15 protein-coding genes are annotated in these 15947 nt (G+C 38.5%); 7 read left to right on the top strand and 8 right to left on the bottom strand.

The window, feature by feature from the left end; genetic code table 11:
- Positions 1 to 44 precede the first annotated feature (44 nt).
- The 5 genes from ACZZZW_RS23545 to ACZZZW_RS23525 form a co-directional block, all read right to left on the bottom strand.
- Positions 45 to 1121, bottom strand: a complete 1077-nt coding sequence (locus tag ACZZZW_RS23545) for a phosphotransferase enzyme family protein (RefSeq protein ID WP_463497143.1) — start codon at positions 1119 to 1121, stop codon at positions 45 to 47.
- Positions 1112 to 2011, bottom strand: coding sequence for a nucleotidyltransferase family protein (locus ACZZZW_RS23540; protein ID WP_055910058.1), 900 nt, complete (start codon positions 2009 to 2011; stop codon positions 1112 to 1114). The genes ACZZZW_RS23545 and ACZZZW_RS23540 overlap by 10 nt, the downstream gene beginning before the upstream one ends.
- A gap of 300 nt (positions 2012 to 2311) precedes the next feature.
- Positions 2312 to 3886: a helicase HerA-like domain-containing protein gene (locus tag ACZZZW_RS23535; protein WP_463497138.1), complete on the bottom strand. Its 1575-nt coding sequence runs from the start codon at positions 3884 to 3886 to the stop codon at positions 2312 to 2314.
- A 94-nt stretch (positions 3887 to 3980) separates the two neighbouring features.
- Positions 3981 to 4286 carry a chaperone modulator CbpM gene (locus ACZZZW_RS23530; RefSeq protein WP_055910054.1) on the bottom strand — a complete coding sequence of 102 codons (306 nt, stop codon included), beginning with the start codon at positions 4284 to 4286 and terminating at the stop codon, positions 3981 to 3983.
- 5 nt (positions 4287 to 4291) lie between these two features.
- The gene (locus ACZZZW_RS23525) at positions 4292 to 5188 is read right to left on the bottom strand and encodes a DnaJ C-terminal domain-containing protein (RefSeq protein WP_463497134.1); all 897 of its coding nucleotides are present in this window, start codon (positions 5186 to 5188) and stop codon (positions 4292 to 4294) included.
- 212 nt (positions 5189 to 5400) lie between these two features.
- On the opposite strand from ACZZZW_RS23525, the gene ACZZZW_RS23520 reads away from it, so the two are divergent.
- Entirely contained in the window at positions 5401 to 5661 is a 261-nt protein-coding gene (locus ACZZZW_RS23520; RefSeq protein WP_055910049.1) for a hypothetical protein, read from the top strand.
- Positions 5662 to 5826: 165 nt separating this feature from the next.
- Here the strand turns inward: ACZZZW_RS23520 and ACZZZW_RS23515 are convergent, their stop codons facing one another.
- Positions 5827 to 8244, bottom strand: coding sequence for an alpha/beta hydrolase family protein (locus ACZZZW_RS23515; protein ID WP_055910047.1), 2418 nt, complete (start codon positions 8242 to 8244; stop codon positions 5827 to 5829).
- 38 nt (positions 8245 to 8282) lie between these two features.
- Here ACZZZW_RS23515 and ACZZZW_RS23510 point away from each other — a divergent pair, with 38 nt between their 5' ends.
- From ACZZZW_RS23510 to ACZZZW_RS23485, 6 genes are all read left to right on the top strand, one after another.
- Entirely contained in the window at positions 8283 to 8612 is a 330-nt protein-coding gene (locus ACZZZW_RS23510; protein ID WP_463497129.1) for a hypothetical protein, read from the top strand.
- A 1606-nt stretch (positions 8613 to 10218) separates the two neighbouring features.
- Complete coding sequence (locus tag ACZZZW_RS23505; RefSeq protein ID WP_055910043.1) at positions 10219 to 10638, top strand: helix-turn-helix domain-containing protein; 420 nt, start codon at positions 10219 to 10221, stop codon at positions 10636 to 10638.
- 211 nt (positions 10639 to 10849) lie between these two features.
- A complete protein-coding gene (locus ACZZZW_RS23500; RefSeq protein WP_463497125.1) occupies positions 10850 to 11962 on the top strand; it encodes a Gfo/Idh/MocA family protein in 1113 nt (370 codons plus the stop codon).
- Between the two features lie 370 nt (positions 11963 to 12332).
- On the top strand, positions 12333 to 13409 hold the full coding sequence (locus ACZZZW_RS23495) for a PAS domain-containing sensor histidine kinase (protein ID WP_055910034.1): 1077 nt from the start codon (positions 12333 to 12335) through the stop codon (positions 13407 to 13409).
- A 40-nt stretch (positions 13410 to 13449) separates the two neighbouring features.
- Positions 13450 to 14100 (top strand): response regulator, encoded by a 651-nt coding sequence (locus tag ACZZZW_RS23490; RefSeq protein ID WP_463497121.1) that lies wholly within the window; start codon positions 13450 to 13452, stop codon positions 14098 to 14100.
- Between the two features lie 124 nt (positions 14101 to 14224).
- Entirely contained in the window at positions 14225 to 14743 is a 519-nt protein-coding gene (locus ACZZZW_RS23485) for an RNA polymerase sigma factor (RefSeq protein WP_055910028.1), read from the top strand.
- Between the two features lie 201 nt (positions 14744 to 14944).
- Here ACZZZW_RS23485 and ACZZZW_RS23480 read toward each other — a convergent pair whose 3' ends face one another.
- Together ACZZZW_RS23480 and ACZZZW_RS23475 are read right to left on the bottom strand one after the other, a co-directional pair.
- Positions 14945 to 15442 carry a hypothetical protein gene (locus ACZZZW_RS23480; protein WP_055910025.1) on the bottom strand — a complete coding sequence of 166 codons (498 nt, stop codon included), beginning with the start codon at positions 15440 to 15442 and terminating at the stop codon, positions 14945 to 14947.
- Positions 15432 to 15887, bottom strand: coding sequence for a sigma factor-like helix-turn-helix DNA-binding protein (locus tag ACZZZW_RS23475; RefSeq protein WP_055910021.1), 456 nt, complete (start codon positions 15885 to 15887; stop codon positions 15432 to 15434). The genes ACZZZW_RS23480 and ACZZZW_RS23475 overlap by 11 nt, the downstream gene beginning before the upstream one ends.
- Positions 15888 to 15947 lie beyond the last annotated feature (60 nt).

The raw sequence follows: 15947 nt of genomic DNA, 5'->3' as shown, positions 1-15947 counted from the left end.
AGGGTGACAAATGAGGTTAAACTAATTAAGTATGACGAATTTAATTAAACTAAATTCTGTTCAATAATATCCTGTAATTCTTTTTCTTCTGCAGCAATTTGTTGCAATAGTTTAAACTGATTTTTGGCCCTATCCAAATTTTGTTTGGGGTAGCTAATAGGGTAATACTTATTGCCGCTCAAATAATCAGTTAAGAAGCGCAGGGCCTGCATATAAATGATGTATTTGCCTGAGAATAAAATGAGTTCTTTTTCTGTTTCGGTTAAAATACCTTTCATCTCCGATAAATAACCTTTTATCGTGGCCTCAAAGTAGGGCAAACGTATCTTAATCTTATCTAAATCGGTTTCATTTTCAGAAAAAGCACAAAGATAAGTGCGCATCATATCACCCAGGTCGGAAATAAATTTACCGGGCATAATGGTATCTAAATCAATTACACAGATGCCCTCATAAGTTTCATTATCCAATAAAACATTGCTTATTTTGGTATCGTGGTGCATTACACGATCAGGGAAATCAGTCCTGTGCGAGTATGAAGTATAATAATCTAAAATATATTTATGAGATAAAGCATCTTCAATCTGCGTATTTGCCGCATTTTTTAGCATTTCTTCTGCCTGGTTTAAAGCTAAAATAAACTGTTCGTACCTTAAAGCCAGGTCGTGGAAACCAGGGATGGTAGCCTGAAGTGTTTTAGCCTCGAAATGATTAAGCAGCCTGCTAAGTTTTCCAAACTGCTTTGCTGCTTCATAAGCTTGTTTTGGGTCGGCCAGTACATCCAATGAGATTGTGTTAGGCACAAAGGGAAGCATGCGCCAGTATTCATTATGGATATGGGCCATTTCTTCGCTGTTAGCGGTAGAAACCGGTTTTATAAAAAGGTAATCTGGATAGTTAAACGCAAGATAATCGGCAATTGCCCTGAGGTTATTTGCAATAGCTTGTGGCGATTTGAACACCGAGGTATTGATGTTTTGAAGAATGTACTTTTTTTCTTCTGCTAATGGAGCAAGCAAATAAGTACGGTTAATTAAACCCGTACCTATTTGTGTAATTTTGATATTTTCTTTAGTGTATCCGTAGGCTTTTAAAACTTCAGAATCTAAATTTAGTTCCATAGTTTTTCCGGATATGTTCCGTTTTTAACCAACTGGTCAATACTATCCTGAACATAAGGTTTGTCTTCTTTGTAAGTTACACCAAACCATTTATTTGAAGTTGGTACCACTTTAAAGGTTGCTGTATTGCTTTTTACCAAACTTTCGCCAATTAATGGAATAAAGAATTCTGCCTTAGGTTTATCTTTGTTCGCTTGGGCAAATTCTCTGAAAAGTTCTTCGGTAATTTTAAATACTGAAGGTGTAAAACCCCAGAAATTCATCGATACAGGTGTTTCAAACGCTAAAGGGAATTCTTCGCCATTCTCTTCATAAAAGATACTGCCATCCTTAGGATAAACTTTTGTACGTTCTACAATTTCTTCCAGGTTACCAGCTGCGTCTACTTTACAAACACCGCGTGATACTGCACCAAACTCAGATAAAGTTTTGCCAATTTCGTATCCAATAATGGCATAATTGCTGTCGGTAACTTCTGTAGATAAGAAATCGACCATTTTTTTAAAGGCATCGTAACCATAATAATCATCTGCATTAATAACGCAAAACGGTTCTTTGATTACGTTTCTTCCAGAAAGAATTGCATGGGCAGTACCCCAAGGTTTTTCCCTGTAAATTTCCTCTTCGATACCAAATTGCTTTAAATCAAAGTTCTGAAAAACGTAATCCGTTTCAATTCTTCCGGCAAGTTTAGGCTCAAAAATAGACTTAAAGTTTTCTACAAACTCTTCTTTAATGATAAATACAACTTTGCCAAAGCCAGCATTAATTGCATCATATATTGAATAATCGATAATGGTTTCGCCGTTCGGGCCAAAACCATCGATCTGTTTCATACTTCCATAACGGCTTGCCATACCTGCAGCCAATATTAATAGGGTAGGTTTCATCTATTGTTTATTGTTTTTTTGGGATTACACCAATATCATTTAAAGTCATTTCTATTGGTAATGTTATTGTGAAATTAGTTATATGAGCGTTTTTATATTGTTATTTAACCAGTTTTAATATTCAAACAGACTATCTCAGCTTTTTGAGCATGTTTTATTCTTCTAATCATGCGAAATACGAGGTACAGTCTTTTACCAATCTGGTGTGTTATTGTTGCGAAAATAGTAATTTCTATGTTTATTATTAATGGCCCTTGCGGGCCATTAGCTTAATTGCTATAATGTATTTATATCATTTATTTAAAATCCAAACAGGCCGCCACCGGTTTTTGAGTGTGTTTTTTTTCCTGTAAGCATGCCGAAAATGCCCCGAACAATTTCTTTGCCAATCTGGCGTGTAATTGTTGCACCCATTACCTGCTCTACCAAACTCTTTTCGCCTGGTTTAGGTTTGCTTTCCTGTTCGGCCTGTTTCTGTTCCTCAGCCTCCTGTTTTTGTTGCTCAGCAGCTGCGGTTTGTTCATTAATGCGTTTTGTTAAAATCTCATAGGCACTTTCCGGATCAACCGGATCTTTATATTTGGTGTACAATGGACTTGCATGCACCACTTGATCGAAATCTGCCGCGGTAAGTGGCCCCATTACTGCACGCGGGGGCGTAAGCATGGTTGCAGAAACCTCAGTAGGTATTCCTTTTTCATTTAATACAGTTACCAATGCCTGCCCTGTACCCAATGCGGTTAATATCTTGTCAATTTCATAAAAATCGGATTTTGGATAAGTATTAACAGTTTTCTTTAAAGCATCTACATCATTCGGGGTAAATGCCCTTAGGGCGTGCTGAACGCGATTACCCAATTGCCCCAAAACACTTTCCGGAACATCGGTAGGTGCCTGCGTACAGAAGAAAACGCCTATTCCTTTTGAACGGATTAACCTGATAATGGTTTCTATCTGCGCTAAAAATGCTTTCGAAGAGTTTTTGAAAAGTAAATGCGCTTCGTCAAAAAAGAAAACCAGCTTCGGTTTATCTAAGTCGCCAACCTCAGGCATGGTATTGAATAATTCGGCCAATAAGCTCAAAAGGAAAGTAGAGTATAATACCGGCTGATTTTGAACATCAGCAATGTTTAATAAACTAATGGTTCCTTTGCCATCAACACGTTCGAAAAGATCTTCAATATCGAAAGATTTTTCACCAAACATACCTGCCAGCCCCTGTTGCTCTATGGCAACAATTTTTCGCAGTATAGTGCCTGATGTTGCTGTTGATATGGTACCATAACTGCTTTTTATTTCTGCTGCACCAGCCCCTTCAGAAAGGTAAGATACTAGTTTCTTTAAATCATTTAAATCAATTATCGGCATCTTGTTATCGTCGGCATATTTAAATATTACCGCCATAACACCTGATTGTGTATCGTTTAAATCTAAAATTTTTGATAAAAGCGTAGGTCCGAATTCGAGCACGGTTGCCCGCATCTGCGCACCCATTTTACCTGAAAGCGAATAAATTTCTATTGGGAAACCAGATGGTGAAAAAGGTTTGTTGAGCTGTTGTGCCCTTTCTTCAATTTTTGGATTAACTGCGCCAGGCTGGTTCAACCCCGATAAATCACCTTTCACATCCAACATAAACACCGGAACACCTGCATCTGATAACTGCTCTGCCAATAATTGCAGCGTACGTGTTTTACCGGTTCCTGTAGCTCCCGCAATTAAACCGTGTCTGTTCATCATTTTTAATGATAAATTAACTTCGGCTTCGCTGTAAACCTGTCCGTCTAAAATTCCGGCGCCTAAATAAATGTACGAGCCTGTTGGGGCATAAGATGATTTTATTTTTTCGATGAATTTTGAAGAAAGATCGCTCATTTTTTAAAATTAGATTGCCAATTTAAGAAACATATCTTAAAAAGGATGTGTTTTTGTTACCACTTTTAATGCAAAATACTGCACAAACGGTTGTTTAATGGTGTTGGTTAAGTTGCTTATAATAATTTAGTTCGTTCTGAAGTGTTGTTATTTCCTGCTGCATATTTTGCAATTGATTAAGCAGATGGGAAACGGCATGAATCCCTTCTAAATTGATTTCAAGATCGTGCGCTAAACGCAGGTATTGCTCCAATTTAGCTAATTCATCAACAGGTAAAAAGATCGATTGCTTTTTAACAGTGGTATGGATCAGTCCAAAATCTTCTAAAGACTGGATAAAATTGATCTCCACATGGTGGTAAGCGCAAATATCTTCTACAGGGATTAGATAGGTTTCCATAATGGTTAGAATTTGGAAAGTTTTTCAAATAGTTCTTTTTGTTCGGCGTTTAAGTTGGTAGGCAATTTAACCTGCCATTTGATGTACAGATCACCAAACTGATTGTCTTTTTTATAAAGCGGAAATCCTTTCCCTTTCAAACGCAGTGTAGCATCGGGTTGTGTGCCTTCGGGTACTTTAAGTTTCACTTTGCCGTTTAGGGTTTCTACAATTTTCTCTCCGCCTAAAATGGCTGTATATACATCTATTTCTTCCTGAATGTAAATGTCGTTGCCCTTGCGTTTAAACTTAGGGTCGTCAATAATATTAAATTTAATAAACAGATCGCCCGGAGGACCATTATTTACACCTGCTGCGCCATAACCTGGCAATTTAATTTTCTGTCCGTTTTCTACACCAGCCGGAATGGTAATGCGCACCTGTTTACCGTTTACAGTTAGCGTTTGTTTATGTGTAGTGCAAGCATCGAGTAGGTTTAACTGCAAATCGGCATTATAATCCTGGCCTTTAAAAGGAGAATTTCTACTGCTTCTGCCCCCACCACCAAACATGGAAGAAAAGAAATCAGAGAAATCATCTCCGCCAAAACCACCCGAGTAGCTATTTCCTCCTCCATAGCCGCCGCCTTGCGATTGATATTGCCTTTGCTGCTGCTGTTGCGCATCCAGCTGATCGGCATGTTGCCAATCTTTACCATATTTATCGTACTTCTTTCTTTTATCCGGATCGCTTAAAACTTCATTGGCTTCATTAATCTGTTGAAATTTTTTATTCGCTTCCTCATTATTGGGATTAAGGTCGGGATGGTGCTTTCTGGCTAATTTTCTATAAGCTTTTTTAATATCCTCAGTTGTAGCATCTTTTTTTAAATCGAGGATTTTATAATAGTCTATGTAGTCCATATTGGCATAACAAATAAGTAAAAAGAATGTTCAGTTTTAATGGTATAAATGTAAGGTTTTAGGTTGAAAATGCGGCTAAACCGTGGTGCAAAGCGCATAGGAAATAGAGCAAAGGGTAAAGAGAATAGAGCAGGGGGTGTGAGTTGAATTTGATGCGGTTAGCTGTTATGATTCTGGCTGATTGATAAGTGCCTGATTAACTATTGAGCATAATGGCAAAGAATGAGCAAAATTTAAATGCTAAGTATGGATTTACCTTTTATAATGATGCTAAGCAGCGCAGGGCACTAAACCATCAAAGTTACTTTGTTTTGCCGCTGCCCACGGCAGGAAGGTTTCCAAGTAACTTTGATTTGTCGCTGCTTATGGCAGGAAGGTTTCAAAGTAACTTTGTTTTGTCGCTGCCCACGGCAGGAAGGTTTCAAAGTAACTTTGATTTATCGCTGCGTATGGCAGGAGGTTTTCAAAGTTAATTGATGCCATTTTACTCCAAATAACCAAATGGATAAGAATAAGCGATTGAAAGATAGTTCATAATCAGTGTCAGGTAGAAATAGCTAATACCCTCGAAATTAAACTTAGAAACAAAAAAAGTGCCCCGGTTAGAGGCACTTTAATCGATAAAGGTAGAGAGAGATTTATTTTTTGTTTTTAACGTATTTTTCCAACCACTGGTCTTGCTCCCAAAGCATGTGCAATAAGTTTTCTTTACCGCGGTAACTGTGTGCCTCGTAAGGTAAAAATACAAAACGGGTGGTGCCTCCAGCTCCTTTTATAGCGTTAAATAAACGTTCGCTGTTAATTGGGAAAGTTCCTGGGTTATCGTCAGAATCACCGTGGATTAACAATATAGGTGTTTTAATTTTATCGGCATAACTGAAAGGGCTCATTTCATAATATAATTGAGGGGCCTGCCAGTAGGTGCGTTCTTCGTTTTGGAAACCAAATGGTGTTAATGTACGGTTATAAGCACCGCTGCGGGCTATACCTGCTGCAAAAAGATTGGTGTGTGCCAACAAATTTGCTGTCATAAATGCTCCGTAACTGTGACCGCCTACAGCCATGCGCTTTTTATCTCCAACGCCTAAATCTGATAATTTATTAATGGCAGCTTCTGCGTTTAACTGCAACTGATCAACAAAGGTATCGTTGGGCTTTTTGCCATCTTTAGCCACAATCGGCATTTCGGCATTATCCAGAACCGCATAACCACGGGTTACCCAAAATATAGGTGATGCCCAACTGATGGTTGTAAATTTATCTTTCGATCCGCGGATCTGAGCCGCATCAGCTGCTGAATTAAACTCTCGTGGATAAGCCCAGATTAATGCTGGCAACGGACCATCTTTATCCTTATTGTAGCCCTTAGGTAAATACAGATCGCCCGTTAAATCAACCCCGTCTGCACGTTTATAAGAAATTTTTTCTTTGGTAATACCTTCTAAAGATGGATATGGATTAGTGAAATTGGTAATTGGCTGATCTGCAATGCGGAGCATCAGGTTTTTGATAAAGTAATTGGGAACCAGTTTCTGACTCTCCTTGCGGGTAAGTAAAACCAGTTTATCAGGGTTAATTACATCAGTTACATATTCAAAAGTTCCTTCTGCACTGCGCCAGATAATTTCGTTCTTTTTGGTTGCTAAATCAAACTTGGCCAAAAACGGTAAGTCGCCTTTTTCTGATGAGCCTACAACGTTGTTCATCAATAGTTTGGTGCCATTATCAACTGTTTTAATTACCTGCCGGCCATATTTGTTTTTTGTTGTAACCGGCGAACCTGGATTGCCATAAGCATCAGTTTGGTTCCGGCTGTATAATTCCTCTACAGCACCGGTAGTTGGGTTGTACCTGCTTACTTTACTGGTTTGTTTGCTGCGTAAGCCTTCCATAATGAGGGCAAGGTTGGCATCGCCCCATTGTACACCACGGTAACGGGTTTGTGTTTTAAACAGTTCTTTTTCTGCCCCTGTAAAAGGCGCGCTCAGGGCGTAAACGGCATCATGAAAAGGAACATCTTTTTTAATTAAACCACTGTCTAAAGGTTTGCTCCAAACCAAAGTGGCAGGCTCATCATCTCTCCAATCAAAACCACGCGCTACGTTTTGTGTATTATCATAACCTGATGGAGTGCCTTCTGAAGATGGTAATTCGGCAATAACTTTTATTGTTTTACCAGTTAAATCGGTAATGGTTACGGTAGAAGGGAAACCATAAGCAGAAACCAGGTAAGAAAAAGGTTTGCGGATGGTTTCAATCATCATGTAGTTTTTATCGGGCGATATACTTGTTAAACCATAAATGGCTGGTTTGCCAATTGGGGTTTCTACACGTGCAGTATTTTTAACCAATTGTGATGTGGCAAAAAACTCAAATAATTGTTCATCAAAAGGCGATTTTATTAAATCCTGATAAGTAGCACTTGGCGCGGCTTTACCTAAATTTTGTTGTATGGTTGGCCCTTTTGGCGTTAATGGTTTTGTTGGTGCGGCACTTGCTGGTTTGGTTACCGTGCGGTAAATAATGGTGTTATCGTTTAACCAGATAAGGCCACTGCCTAAAACTACATTTAAGAAAGCTTTATTTGTTTTAGTAGCTTTTTTTGTAGTTAAATCTATAATGTAAAGATCTACACCTTTTTGTGTGGTGTTGGTAAAGGCAATTTTGTTTTCTGAAGGGTTCCAGTTGATATTGCTTGCATATAATGGCGTTGGCAAACCAGTTACCTGGAAGGTTTGATTGGATTTTATATTTTTAAGACTGAAGTTATTAATGTACGTCTGCCTGCTTGGCGAATAATTGTTTGGATTTAACCTTAAGCCCGCAATCCGGTATTCGGGCATGGCCAATTCTTCTACAGATGGGTAAGAATTACGTTCGCTAAATAAGATCCATTCTGCCTTGCCATCAATGCTAACGCCAGGTGTGGGTTTGGCCAGCAGCAAATCTGCAATTTCTTTTGGTGGGGTTTGGTAGCTTATGGCATCCTGTGCCGCTGCATTAAGCGAAACACAAGTGCCCGCTATCAGTAAATAGAGGTGTAGTTTTTTAATCATTTCCAGTTAGTTTGTTCGAAATAAGGAATAATCAAATATTGCAAAATTTAACTAATTATAGCGTAACTTCTTATTTACATCGTGCTGGTAAGGTTATTATTCCTGCGCAGGTGGGAACCCTAATGCGCCAAGCTGTTTTTACCCATTACTCAGGCTTGCTTTCGCTTAGTCTTGCTTCGGCTCACCGCCGCCGATGGGGCTCTTACCTTTTTCTTGATAAAAAGGTAACCAAAAATCAAGGCTTGGAACTGATGTCGGATAAATTCGTTAAAGCTTTTTGGTCGTCAGCACAAGTTCCGCCGAAGGGGGCGGAAAGTGTGTGCTGCCTCAATGCAATTATAAAAGAAAAGGTAATGATAAAGCTTTAACGTTTTCTCCTTCCATCATTTCCTATGCCGGATAGCAGGGAGCATATAGCGAGATGCAGATCGCGAGGTTTAAATAGCATTATGCAAGGAAAACGTTGAATCCGTCATTGCGAGGCAGGGAAATAGCGAGCCGAAGCAATCTTTGTAGTTTTTAATACGGTTGTCATTCCCACGCATGCGGGAATCGTAATGCGATCGCTATGCTTTTACAATCTTTAAGCTTATCTCTTTTAAGAAACTAAAGGGGTACATAGTAACGTCATTTCGACCGTAGTGGAGAAATCTTTGGATTTGCCTTCACAATAAATCCGTCATTCTCGCGCATGCGGGAATCTTAATACGATCGCTATATTTTCGCTCCGCTTAGTCTTGCCTCGGCTCACCGCCGCCGATGGGGCTCTTACTTTTGGCTTGGCCCAAAAGTAACAAAAGCCCAAGGCTTGGAACTGATGTCGGATAAATTCGTCAAAGCTTTTTGGTCGTCAGCACAAGTTCCGCCGAAGGGGGCGGAAAGTGTGTGCTGCCTCAATGCAATTATAAAAGAAAAGGTAATGATAAAGCTTTAACGTTTTCTCCTTCCATCATTTCCTATGCCGGATAGCATAGAGCATATAGCGAGGTGCATGTAGCGAGGTTCAGATTAAAACTGTCGTCATTCCCGCGCAGGCGGGAACCGTAATGCGATCGCTATGCTTTTGCAATCTTTAAGCTTATCTCTTTTAAGAAACTAAAGGGGTACATAGTAACGTAATTTCGACCGTAGTGGAGAAATCTTTTAATTTGCCATCACAATAAATCCGTCATTCCCGCGCAGGCGGGAACCGTAATGCGATCGCTATATTTTCGCTTCGCTTAGTCTTGCCTCGGCTCACCGCCGCCGATGAGGCTCTTACTTTTGGCTTGGCCCAAAAGTAACAAACCTGAGCGCAGCGAAAGCATGACTACCTATAAAAACAACAAACAATAAGGCATAACTGAAAGGCTTGGAACTGATGTCGGATAAATTCGTTAAAGCTTTTTGGTCGTCAGCACAAGTTCCGCCGAAGGGGGCGGAAAGTGTGTGCTGCCTCAATGCAATTATAAACTAAAAGGTATTGATAAAGCTTTAACGTTTTCTCCTTCCATCATTTCCTATGCCGGATAGCAGGGAGGAAATAGCGAGGTGCAGATAGCGAGGTTCAGATTAAAACGGTCGTCATTTCCGCGCATGCGGGAATCGTAATGCGATCGCTATGCTTTTACAATCTTTAAGCTTATCTCTTTTAAGAAACTGAAGGGGTACATAGTATCGTCATTTCGACCGTAGTGGAGAAATCTTTGGATTTGCCATCACAATAAATCTGTCATTCCCGCGCATGCGGGAACCGTAATGCATCACTATGTTTAACGAAATTATTTTTCCCCTGTACCACATTTCTTATTGCATTATAACCATCACTCCCCAACACTTATCCTTTTACAATTATTCTTAAATGAAGATTGACAAATGTCAAAAAAACAACATTTTTTATACAACCTTTTACACTTTTTTCTACATTTGAATTGTCAATCGTCCCCGATAGCTGATTTAATTATTTTTTCATTTTTTAAAAAATTAATTATCTCAATGACAACACAATTAAAGCAAGGAGAAATCCTTGAGCGCTTAGTGCGCAGAGATCGTATGGGCATCAGTGAGCTTTCCAGAAAGCTTAATGTAAGCCGCAGAACAATTTACAACTGGTTTGGTCAGGATAGGATTGGTCACGAAGTAATTTGGCAGGTAGGCAAATTATTAGGGCAGGATCTTTCAGCATCATTCCCGGAAGCTTTTCCCCGATATAGTTCAGATAATGCAAATCAAACTGCAGATCCTTCAAAACAAATCGGGTCTGATGCCAATTCGGTTTATTTCTGGATGAACAAGTACATTCACTTATTAGAAAAGTACAATGATCTGTTAATTACCGAAGAGCAACAGGAAGATCCCATTAGTAAAGAGTTTCCGTTAAGAAATAAAAAAACTGAAGCATTTTTGTACCAATAATAATATATACTAACCAAATACCGTGCAATTGCACAACTTAATGTGAGTGATCTAATCATCCCGTTAGATTTTATTTTTTTTACCACTCACCCTTTAAGTTGAATCAATTGTTTCTCACCTCCCTATTCTAAACTCTGTAATATTTTTGGGTGTTAACATCTATGCTTTTATAAATTTCTAAATTGGTAATTATCAATAGAAATTAGAAGTCATGATTATTAACCGAAACAACTATTTATTAAGCTTAAGTAGCTTAGTTGCCTGCTTTGTATTTTCTTTATTTACTGTTTGTGCGCAACAGAAATTAAATGTGGCAATTGCCGGGTTAAACCACGATCATGTGTATCTCATTATGAACAGTTACCAAAAGGCAGAGGTTAATATCATCGGTATTGCAGAAAGTAATCCTGAACTGGTAAACAAGTTTAAAACACGCTACAAAATTCCCGACAGTATATTTTATACTAACCTGGTTGATTTATTAAAGAAAAAGAAGCCAGATGTTGTACTGGCCTATAATGCCATAAGCGATCATTTAGCCGTGGTAGAAGCTGCTGCTCCGCTTGGCATATCGGTAATGGTAGAAAAACCTTTGGCGGTAACGGTTAAACAAGCAGAAAGAATGGCGGCACTGGCCAAACAGTATCAGGTGCATGTGCTTACCAATTACGAAACCACCTGGTATCCCAGTAACCAGGAAGTGTATAAAAATGTTAAAGAAACCAATAGCATAGGCACCTTAAGAAAAATAATTGTACATGATGGGCATGAAGGACCAAAGGAAATTGGTGTAAGTAAGGAGTTTTTAAGCTGGTTAACTGATCCCGCTAAAAACGGTGGAGGTGCATTGGTGGATTTTGGCTGCTATGGTGCAAATTTAATGACCTGGTTAATGGATGGTAAAGCACCCGTTTCTGTTACAGCAGTTACGCACCAGATTAAAAAAAATATTTATCCGAATGTGGATGATGATGCCACAATTTTATTAGAATACCCTGGTGCCACCGGCATTATTGAGGCCTCGTGGAACTGGCCGTTTAGCATAAAAGATATGGAAGTGTTTGGCGCAACAGGATATATACAAGCGGTAAACGAAAAAGATTTAAGGGGAAGGAAAAACGGGAAGGAAGATTATAAGGTATATGCAGCAAAAGCATTACCGCCAGTATATGCCAATCATTTAAATTATCTATCAGCAATATTAAAAGGCGAAATTAACCCAACAAATGATTTATCCTCTTTAGCCAATAACTTAATTGTAGTTAGCATTTTGGAGGCGGCTAAAATCTCTGCCAAAACGGGCAAAAAAGTGGTGTTAAAGTAAGCAGCCCCGAAATAAAAATAGCCACCTGTAATGATGGCTATATTGATAAAAGATATTCCTCTTTTTATGGTGTGCCTGCCCTCCGCGGATCTCCCGCTCACAGGACTTTTTTGTCTTTCCTTTATGCTTAACAATTTAGGCAATAGTTAGTTTTGTTATGCAAAATAATTTTACACATCGTGTGGAAAATGTTAATATCTCTGTAAAAGCCAGCTGTATATCTATAATTTAGGTTAAAATGGCGATTAATTGTAAACCCGTTTTACGTAATTTTTTTATATAAAACATTTTACGGCCTGCTGCGTTTCTGATTAGGTTGCTCAGAAGGTTCATAACCATCCTCGTGTACAAATTATCAAACACTAAATCTATGATCGAATTAAATAACGAGCTTTTTTGCAAACTTGGCGATTTGTCTGTTGATGGCTACTTTATTTACGAACATGATCAACAGAAATTTTCTTACCTGAATAAATCCTTGGCTGCAATCTGGGAAACAACACCAGATGATATTTATACTAATCCACAAGTACTTTTGGAGCGGATTCATCCTGAAGATACAGCGCATGTATTTTCATGTTATGAAGAATGTTTAGAAAATGAAAAAGAAAAGAGATATGAGTTCCGCCTCACTTTTAAAGGTAGAGAAAAGTATGTGCGTACAACGGTATTTGCTGTTGCTGATGCAGGCAGAGCGCGGATGATTGGTACTGTAGAAGATACTACTGTAGTGCGGCACAATAAAATCCATATTGAGCAAATTAACGCCAGAAAGAACATAACCCTTGAGGTGCTGGCGCATGATTTGAAGGAGCCACTTGGAATGATGAAATTAACAGCATCATCAATGGAAGATAGCATTGCACAAATGGGCGATGAACGGATGGTGAATTCGTTAAGTTTTATTAAGGATATGTGCGAGCGCAACCTGCTCTTGGTAAGGAGTATGATTAATCGGGAGTTTCTTAAATCATCAGTAATAGAAATTGGCAAGGAGCGCGCCGATCTCGTTTGGGAGCTTAGGGATGTGGTGCGTTTTTACAAGCGATCTAAATTGGGCAAAACCAAAAATATACAGTTTACCAGCTCTGCCGAGCAAATTTACCTGCGCCTGGATAGCATGAAGTTTTTGCAGGTAATTAATAATTTAATTTCAAACTCCTTAAAATTTACAACCGATAACGGTTACATTGGTTTGCATGCCGAAGAATTGGAAAAAACGGTTCTAATCACCGTAACTGATGATGGCATAGGGATACCGGATGAGTTGCAGGCAGGACTATTTGATCATTTGCCTGAAACTTTAAGGCCGGGTTTAAAGGGCGAAGAATCCGGAGGTTTTGGAATGAGCATAATCAAGTCGATTGTAGATTTGCATCAGGGAAAAATCTGGTTTAAGAGCAAAATTGGTGTCGGAACCACCTTCTATATCGAGCTTCCGAAGTAGCCGTTTTTAATTTTAAAATGGCGTAAGTTATATTTGAATTATGATTAACATTATTCTTGTAGACGATCACCATATTATCCGCACCTCTCTAAAAGCACTTATAGAAAAACATGATGGGATAAAAGTTGTAGCAGAAGTATCTGATGGTTTAGGTGTTTTAGCACTTTTGGAAAAAGGAATAAAGGCTGATATTGTTTTGTCTGATATGGCCATGCCGAACCTTGATGGTTTAGGTTTAATTAGTGCAGTTAAGGCACATGGATACAATACAAAAATTGTAATTCTCTCTATTTTAGATGATGAAAAATATGCTTCAAATGCCTTTATTTCAGGAGCTTTTGCTTACCTCTCTAAAGATATTGAAGAAGATGAACTGCTGTTTTGCATTAAACATGTAATGAAGGGAAAACGGTACCTTTCATCTAATTTATGCATCTCAATTTTGGAGCGTTTTAACACCCAATTAAATATGCTGTCGCAAAAAACCAACGGAGAAATTAATTTTTCTGAGCGCGAAATTAACGTATTACAACTCATAGCAGATGGTTTAACCAACCAGGAAATTGCAGATAAATTGTACCTCAGCAGGCGTACAGTTGAGAGCCAAAGGGAGGCTTTAATCAATAAAACGGGTACCAAAAACTCAGCATCTTTAGTCCGTTTTGTGATGCGGAACGGGTACATTTCTTAACAATTTTGGTGGTTTTGGGGTTCATTTTACGGTGTTTTAAATAAACCGTAAAAAATCGGGTATTTCTACAAATAACATTGCATGTTACCGTTTGTTGAACATTTACATCAATCCCAAAACCAACATGGAAACATTAAATTTCAATTGCGACATTTACCAATATCGCCAGCCACTTTTCGAACGGGCATTAGCATACACTCGTGATGAAGACGATGCCGCCGATCTGGTTCAGGATACCTTTATGAAAGCATTTAGGTTTTCGGCCAAGTTTGAAATGGGCAGTAATGTTAGGGCATGGCTTTTTACCATTTTAAAAAATACCTTCCTTAATCATTATTATAAATTAAAGCGGAAAAACGAAATGATCCAGCAGGAAGAAGATTTAACTTCTTTACAGTTGGCCCCCAGTGCATCAAGCAATGCCGGAACTGCTAAGTTTATGATGGAAGATATTCAAAAATCATTAAATGCATTGCCAGAAGATTGCCGCTTTTGTTTCTGCCGCTATTTTGAAGGGTATAAATACCATGAAATTGCTGCAGAACTGGATATTCCCCTTGGTACTGTTAAAACCAAAATACATGTGGCCAGAGGACTTTTGAAAAAGATGCTTAAAAATTATAAATCTGGCATGGCAGCCTAGTTTTATTGCTAAGCTCAATTCAAAATTCTACAGCTATCTAAAAAATAATGAGTTTAAATATTAAAAAAGGGATAAGTAATTAGCTTATCCCTATATCTAAACTCAAACATGCGCTCAAACATGAATGAATCTTATCTACTAAACAGTTCAATTAACTATTGGTTTTAAAAAGGCGAGGTTATTCTACTCAATTTTTCAATATTACCTTAGCTTTTGCTTCAATTCTATTTTCAGTTCATTTATTTGCTCCTGCGCCTGTCTGTTTTCCAGGTAAAAATAAATTGCAGTAGCCAAAAATATCTTTCCCAATACAAAAACAGCTATAAATGCCCATTTCCAGGCTTTATTAACCCGCATCTGGTTAGATTCTGATTCTACCTCGATATAGCGTTCTTGTTTGGCATATTCCTGCTCTCTGTTATCGTACCTGAATGCTGGCTCTGGTTCGGCCTGTAAAGCTTGGTTACGGCGTTGAATTTGGTTAATCTCCTGTTCAATTTTCTCCAGAGTTCCGGCAGGTGGATCGATGCTCATGCTTTGCGCCAATGTTTCCATATCAAACTCTAATTGATCTAAAGCATTTTTAAATTCAGGGTGTGTTTTTGTTAATGATAAAACCTGCTGAATTTCCTCTTCGGTTGCAATACCCATTACATAGGTTTCCATTAAACCGCTTTCCATTAATTTTTTAATTTCCACGGGCCCTCCTCATTTTATCAATTGCTAATTTTAATTGGTTACGTATTTCCTCTTCTCCATAATTTAAGCTTATGGCCAGTTGTGAAATTGATTTTCCGTGATAGTACACGGCTTTAAAAACTATTTTCTGCAAATCATCAAGCGATGCTAAGCCTGGCTCGCTAACAGATTGTTTTTGAATAAGCTGACGATCTGATAGTACAGCCGAATTTAACCTGTTTTGTGCATACTGGCGCAACTCAAGCCAGATGTGCTGATTGCTTTTTTCTGCCGCCACAAAATCCTGGGTAAAAGAGGTAAGGATTTTAACCAATTGATCTTCTGATTGCTGCTTGTCTTTAACAATGCCATTAATGTAGCCAAGCAACATTGCCGCATAGCGATCATAAAACCAACGGATATCCTTTGGTTCTGCAGGAGGGATATTTAAAACTGCTTTGAACATGGGTACTTACGGGATAATTTAATATACTGCAAGATAGTTGCAAATTTTTTATAAGTCATA

The sequence above is a fragment of the Pedobacter sp. AC379 genome, from assembly GCF_979258145.1.
This window is presented reverse-complemented; position numbering and strand designations above follow the sequence as displayed.

Excerpts from the sequence above, each read along its gene's own strand:
- ACZZZW_RS23545 (WP_463497143.1), bottom strand. The coding sequence starts at position 1,121 with ATGGAACTAAATTTAGATTCTGAAGTTTTAAAAGCCTACGGATACACT.
- ACZZZW_RS23540 (WP_055910058.1), bottom strand. The coding sequence starts at position 2,011 with ATGAAACCTACCCTATTAATATTGGCTGCAGGTATGGCAAGCCGTTAT.
- ACZZZW_RS23535 (WP_463497138.1), bottom strand. The coding sequence starts at position 3,886 with ATGAGCGATCTTTCTTCAAAATTCATCGAAAAAATAAAATCATCTTAT.
- ACZZZW_RS23530 (WP_055910054.1), bottom strand. The coding sequence starts at position 4,286 with ATGGAAACCTATCTAATCCCTGTAGAAGATATTTGCGCTTACCACCAT.
- ACZZZW_RS23525 (WP_463497134.1), bottom strand. The coding sequence starts at position 5,188 with ATGGACTACATAGACTATTATAAAATCCTCGATTTAAAAAAAGATGCT.
- ACZZZW_RS23520 (WP_055910049.1), top strand. The coding sequence starts at position 5,401 with ATGGCAAAGAATGAGCAAAATTTAAATGCTAAGTATGGATTTACCTTT.
- ACZZZW_RS23515 (WP_055910047.1), bottom strand. The coding sequence starts at position 8,244 with ATGATTAAAAAACTACACCTCTATTTACTGATAGCGGGCACTTGTGTT.
- ACZZZW_RS23505 (WP_055910043.1), top strand. The coding sequence starts at position 10,219 with ATGACAACACAATTAAAGCAAGGAGAAATCCTTGAGCGCTTAGTGCGC.
- ACZZZW_RS23500 (WP_463497125.1), top strand. The coding sequence starts at position 10,850 with ATGATTATTAACCGAAACAACTATTTATTAAGCTTAAGTAGCTTAGTT.
- ACZZZW_RS23495 (WP_055910034.1), top strand. The coding sequence starts at position 12,333 with ATGATCGAATTAAATAACGAGCTTTTTTGCAAACTTGGCGATTTGTCT.
- ACZZZW_RS23490 (WP_463497121.1), top strand. The coding sequence starts at position 13,450 with ATGATTAACATTATTCTTGTAGACGATCACCATATTATCCGCACCTCT.
- ACZZZW_RS23485 (WP_055910028.1), top strand. The coding sequence starts at position 14,225 with ATGGAAACATTAAATTTCAATTGCGACATTTACCAATATCGCCAGCCA.
- ACZZZW_RS23475 (WP_055910021.1), bottom strand. The coding sequence starts at position 15,887 with ATGTTCAAAGCAGTTTTAAATATCCCTCCTGCAGAACCAAAGGATATC.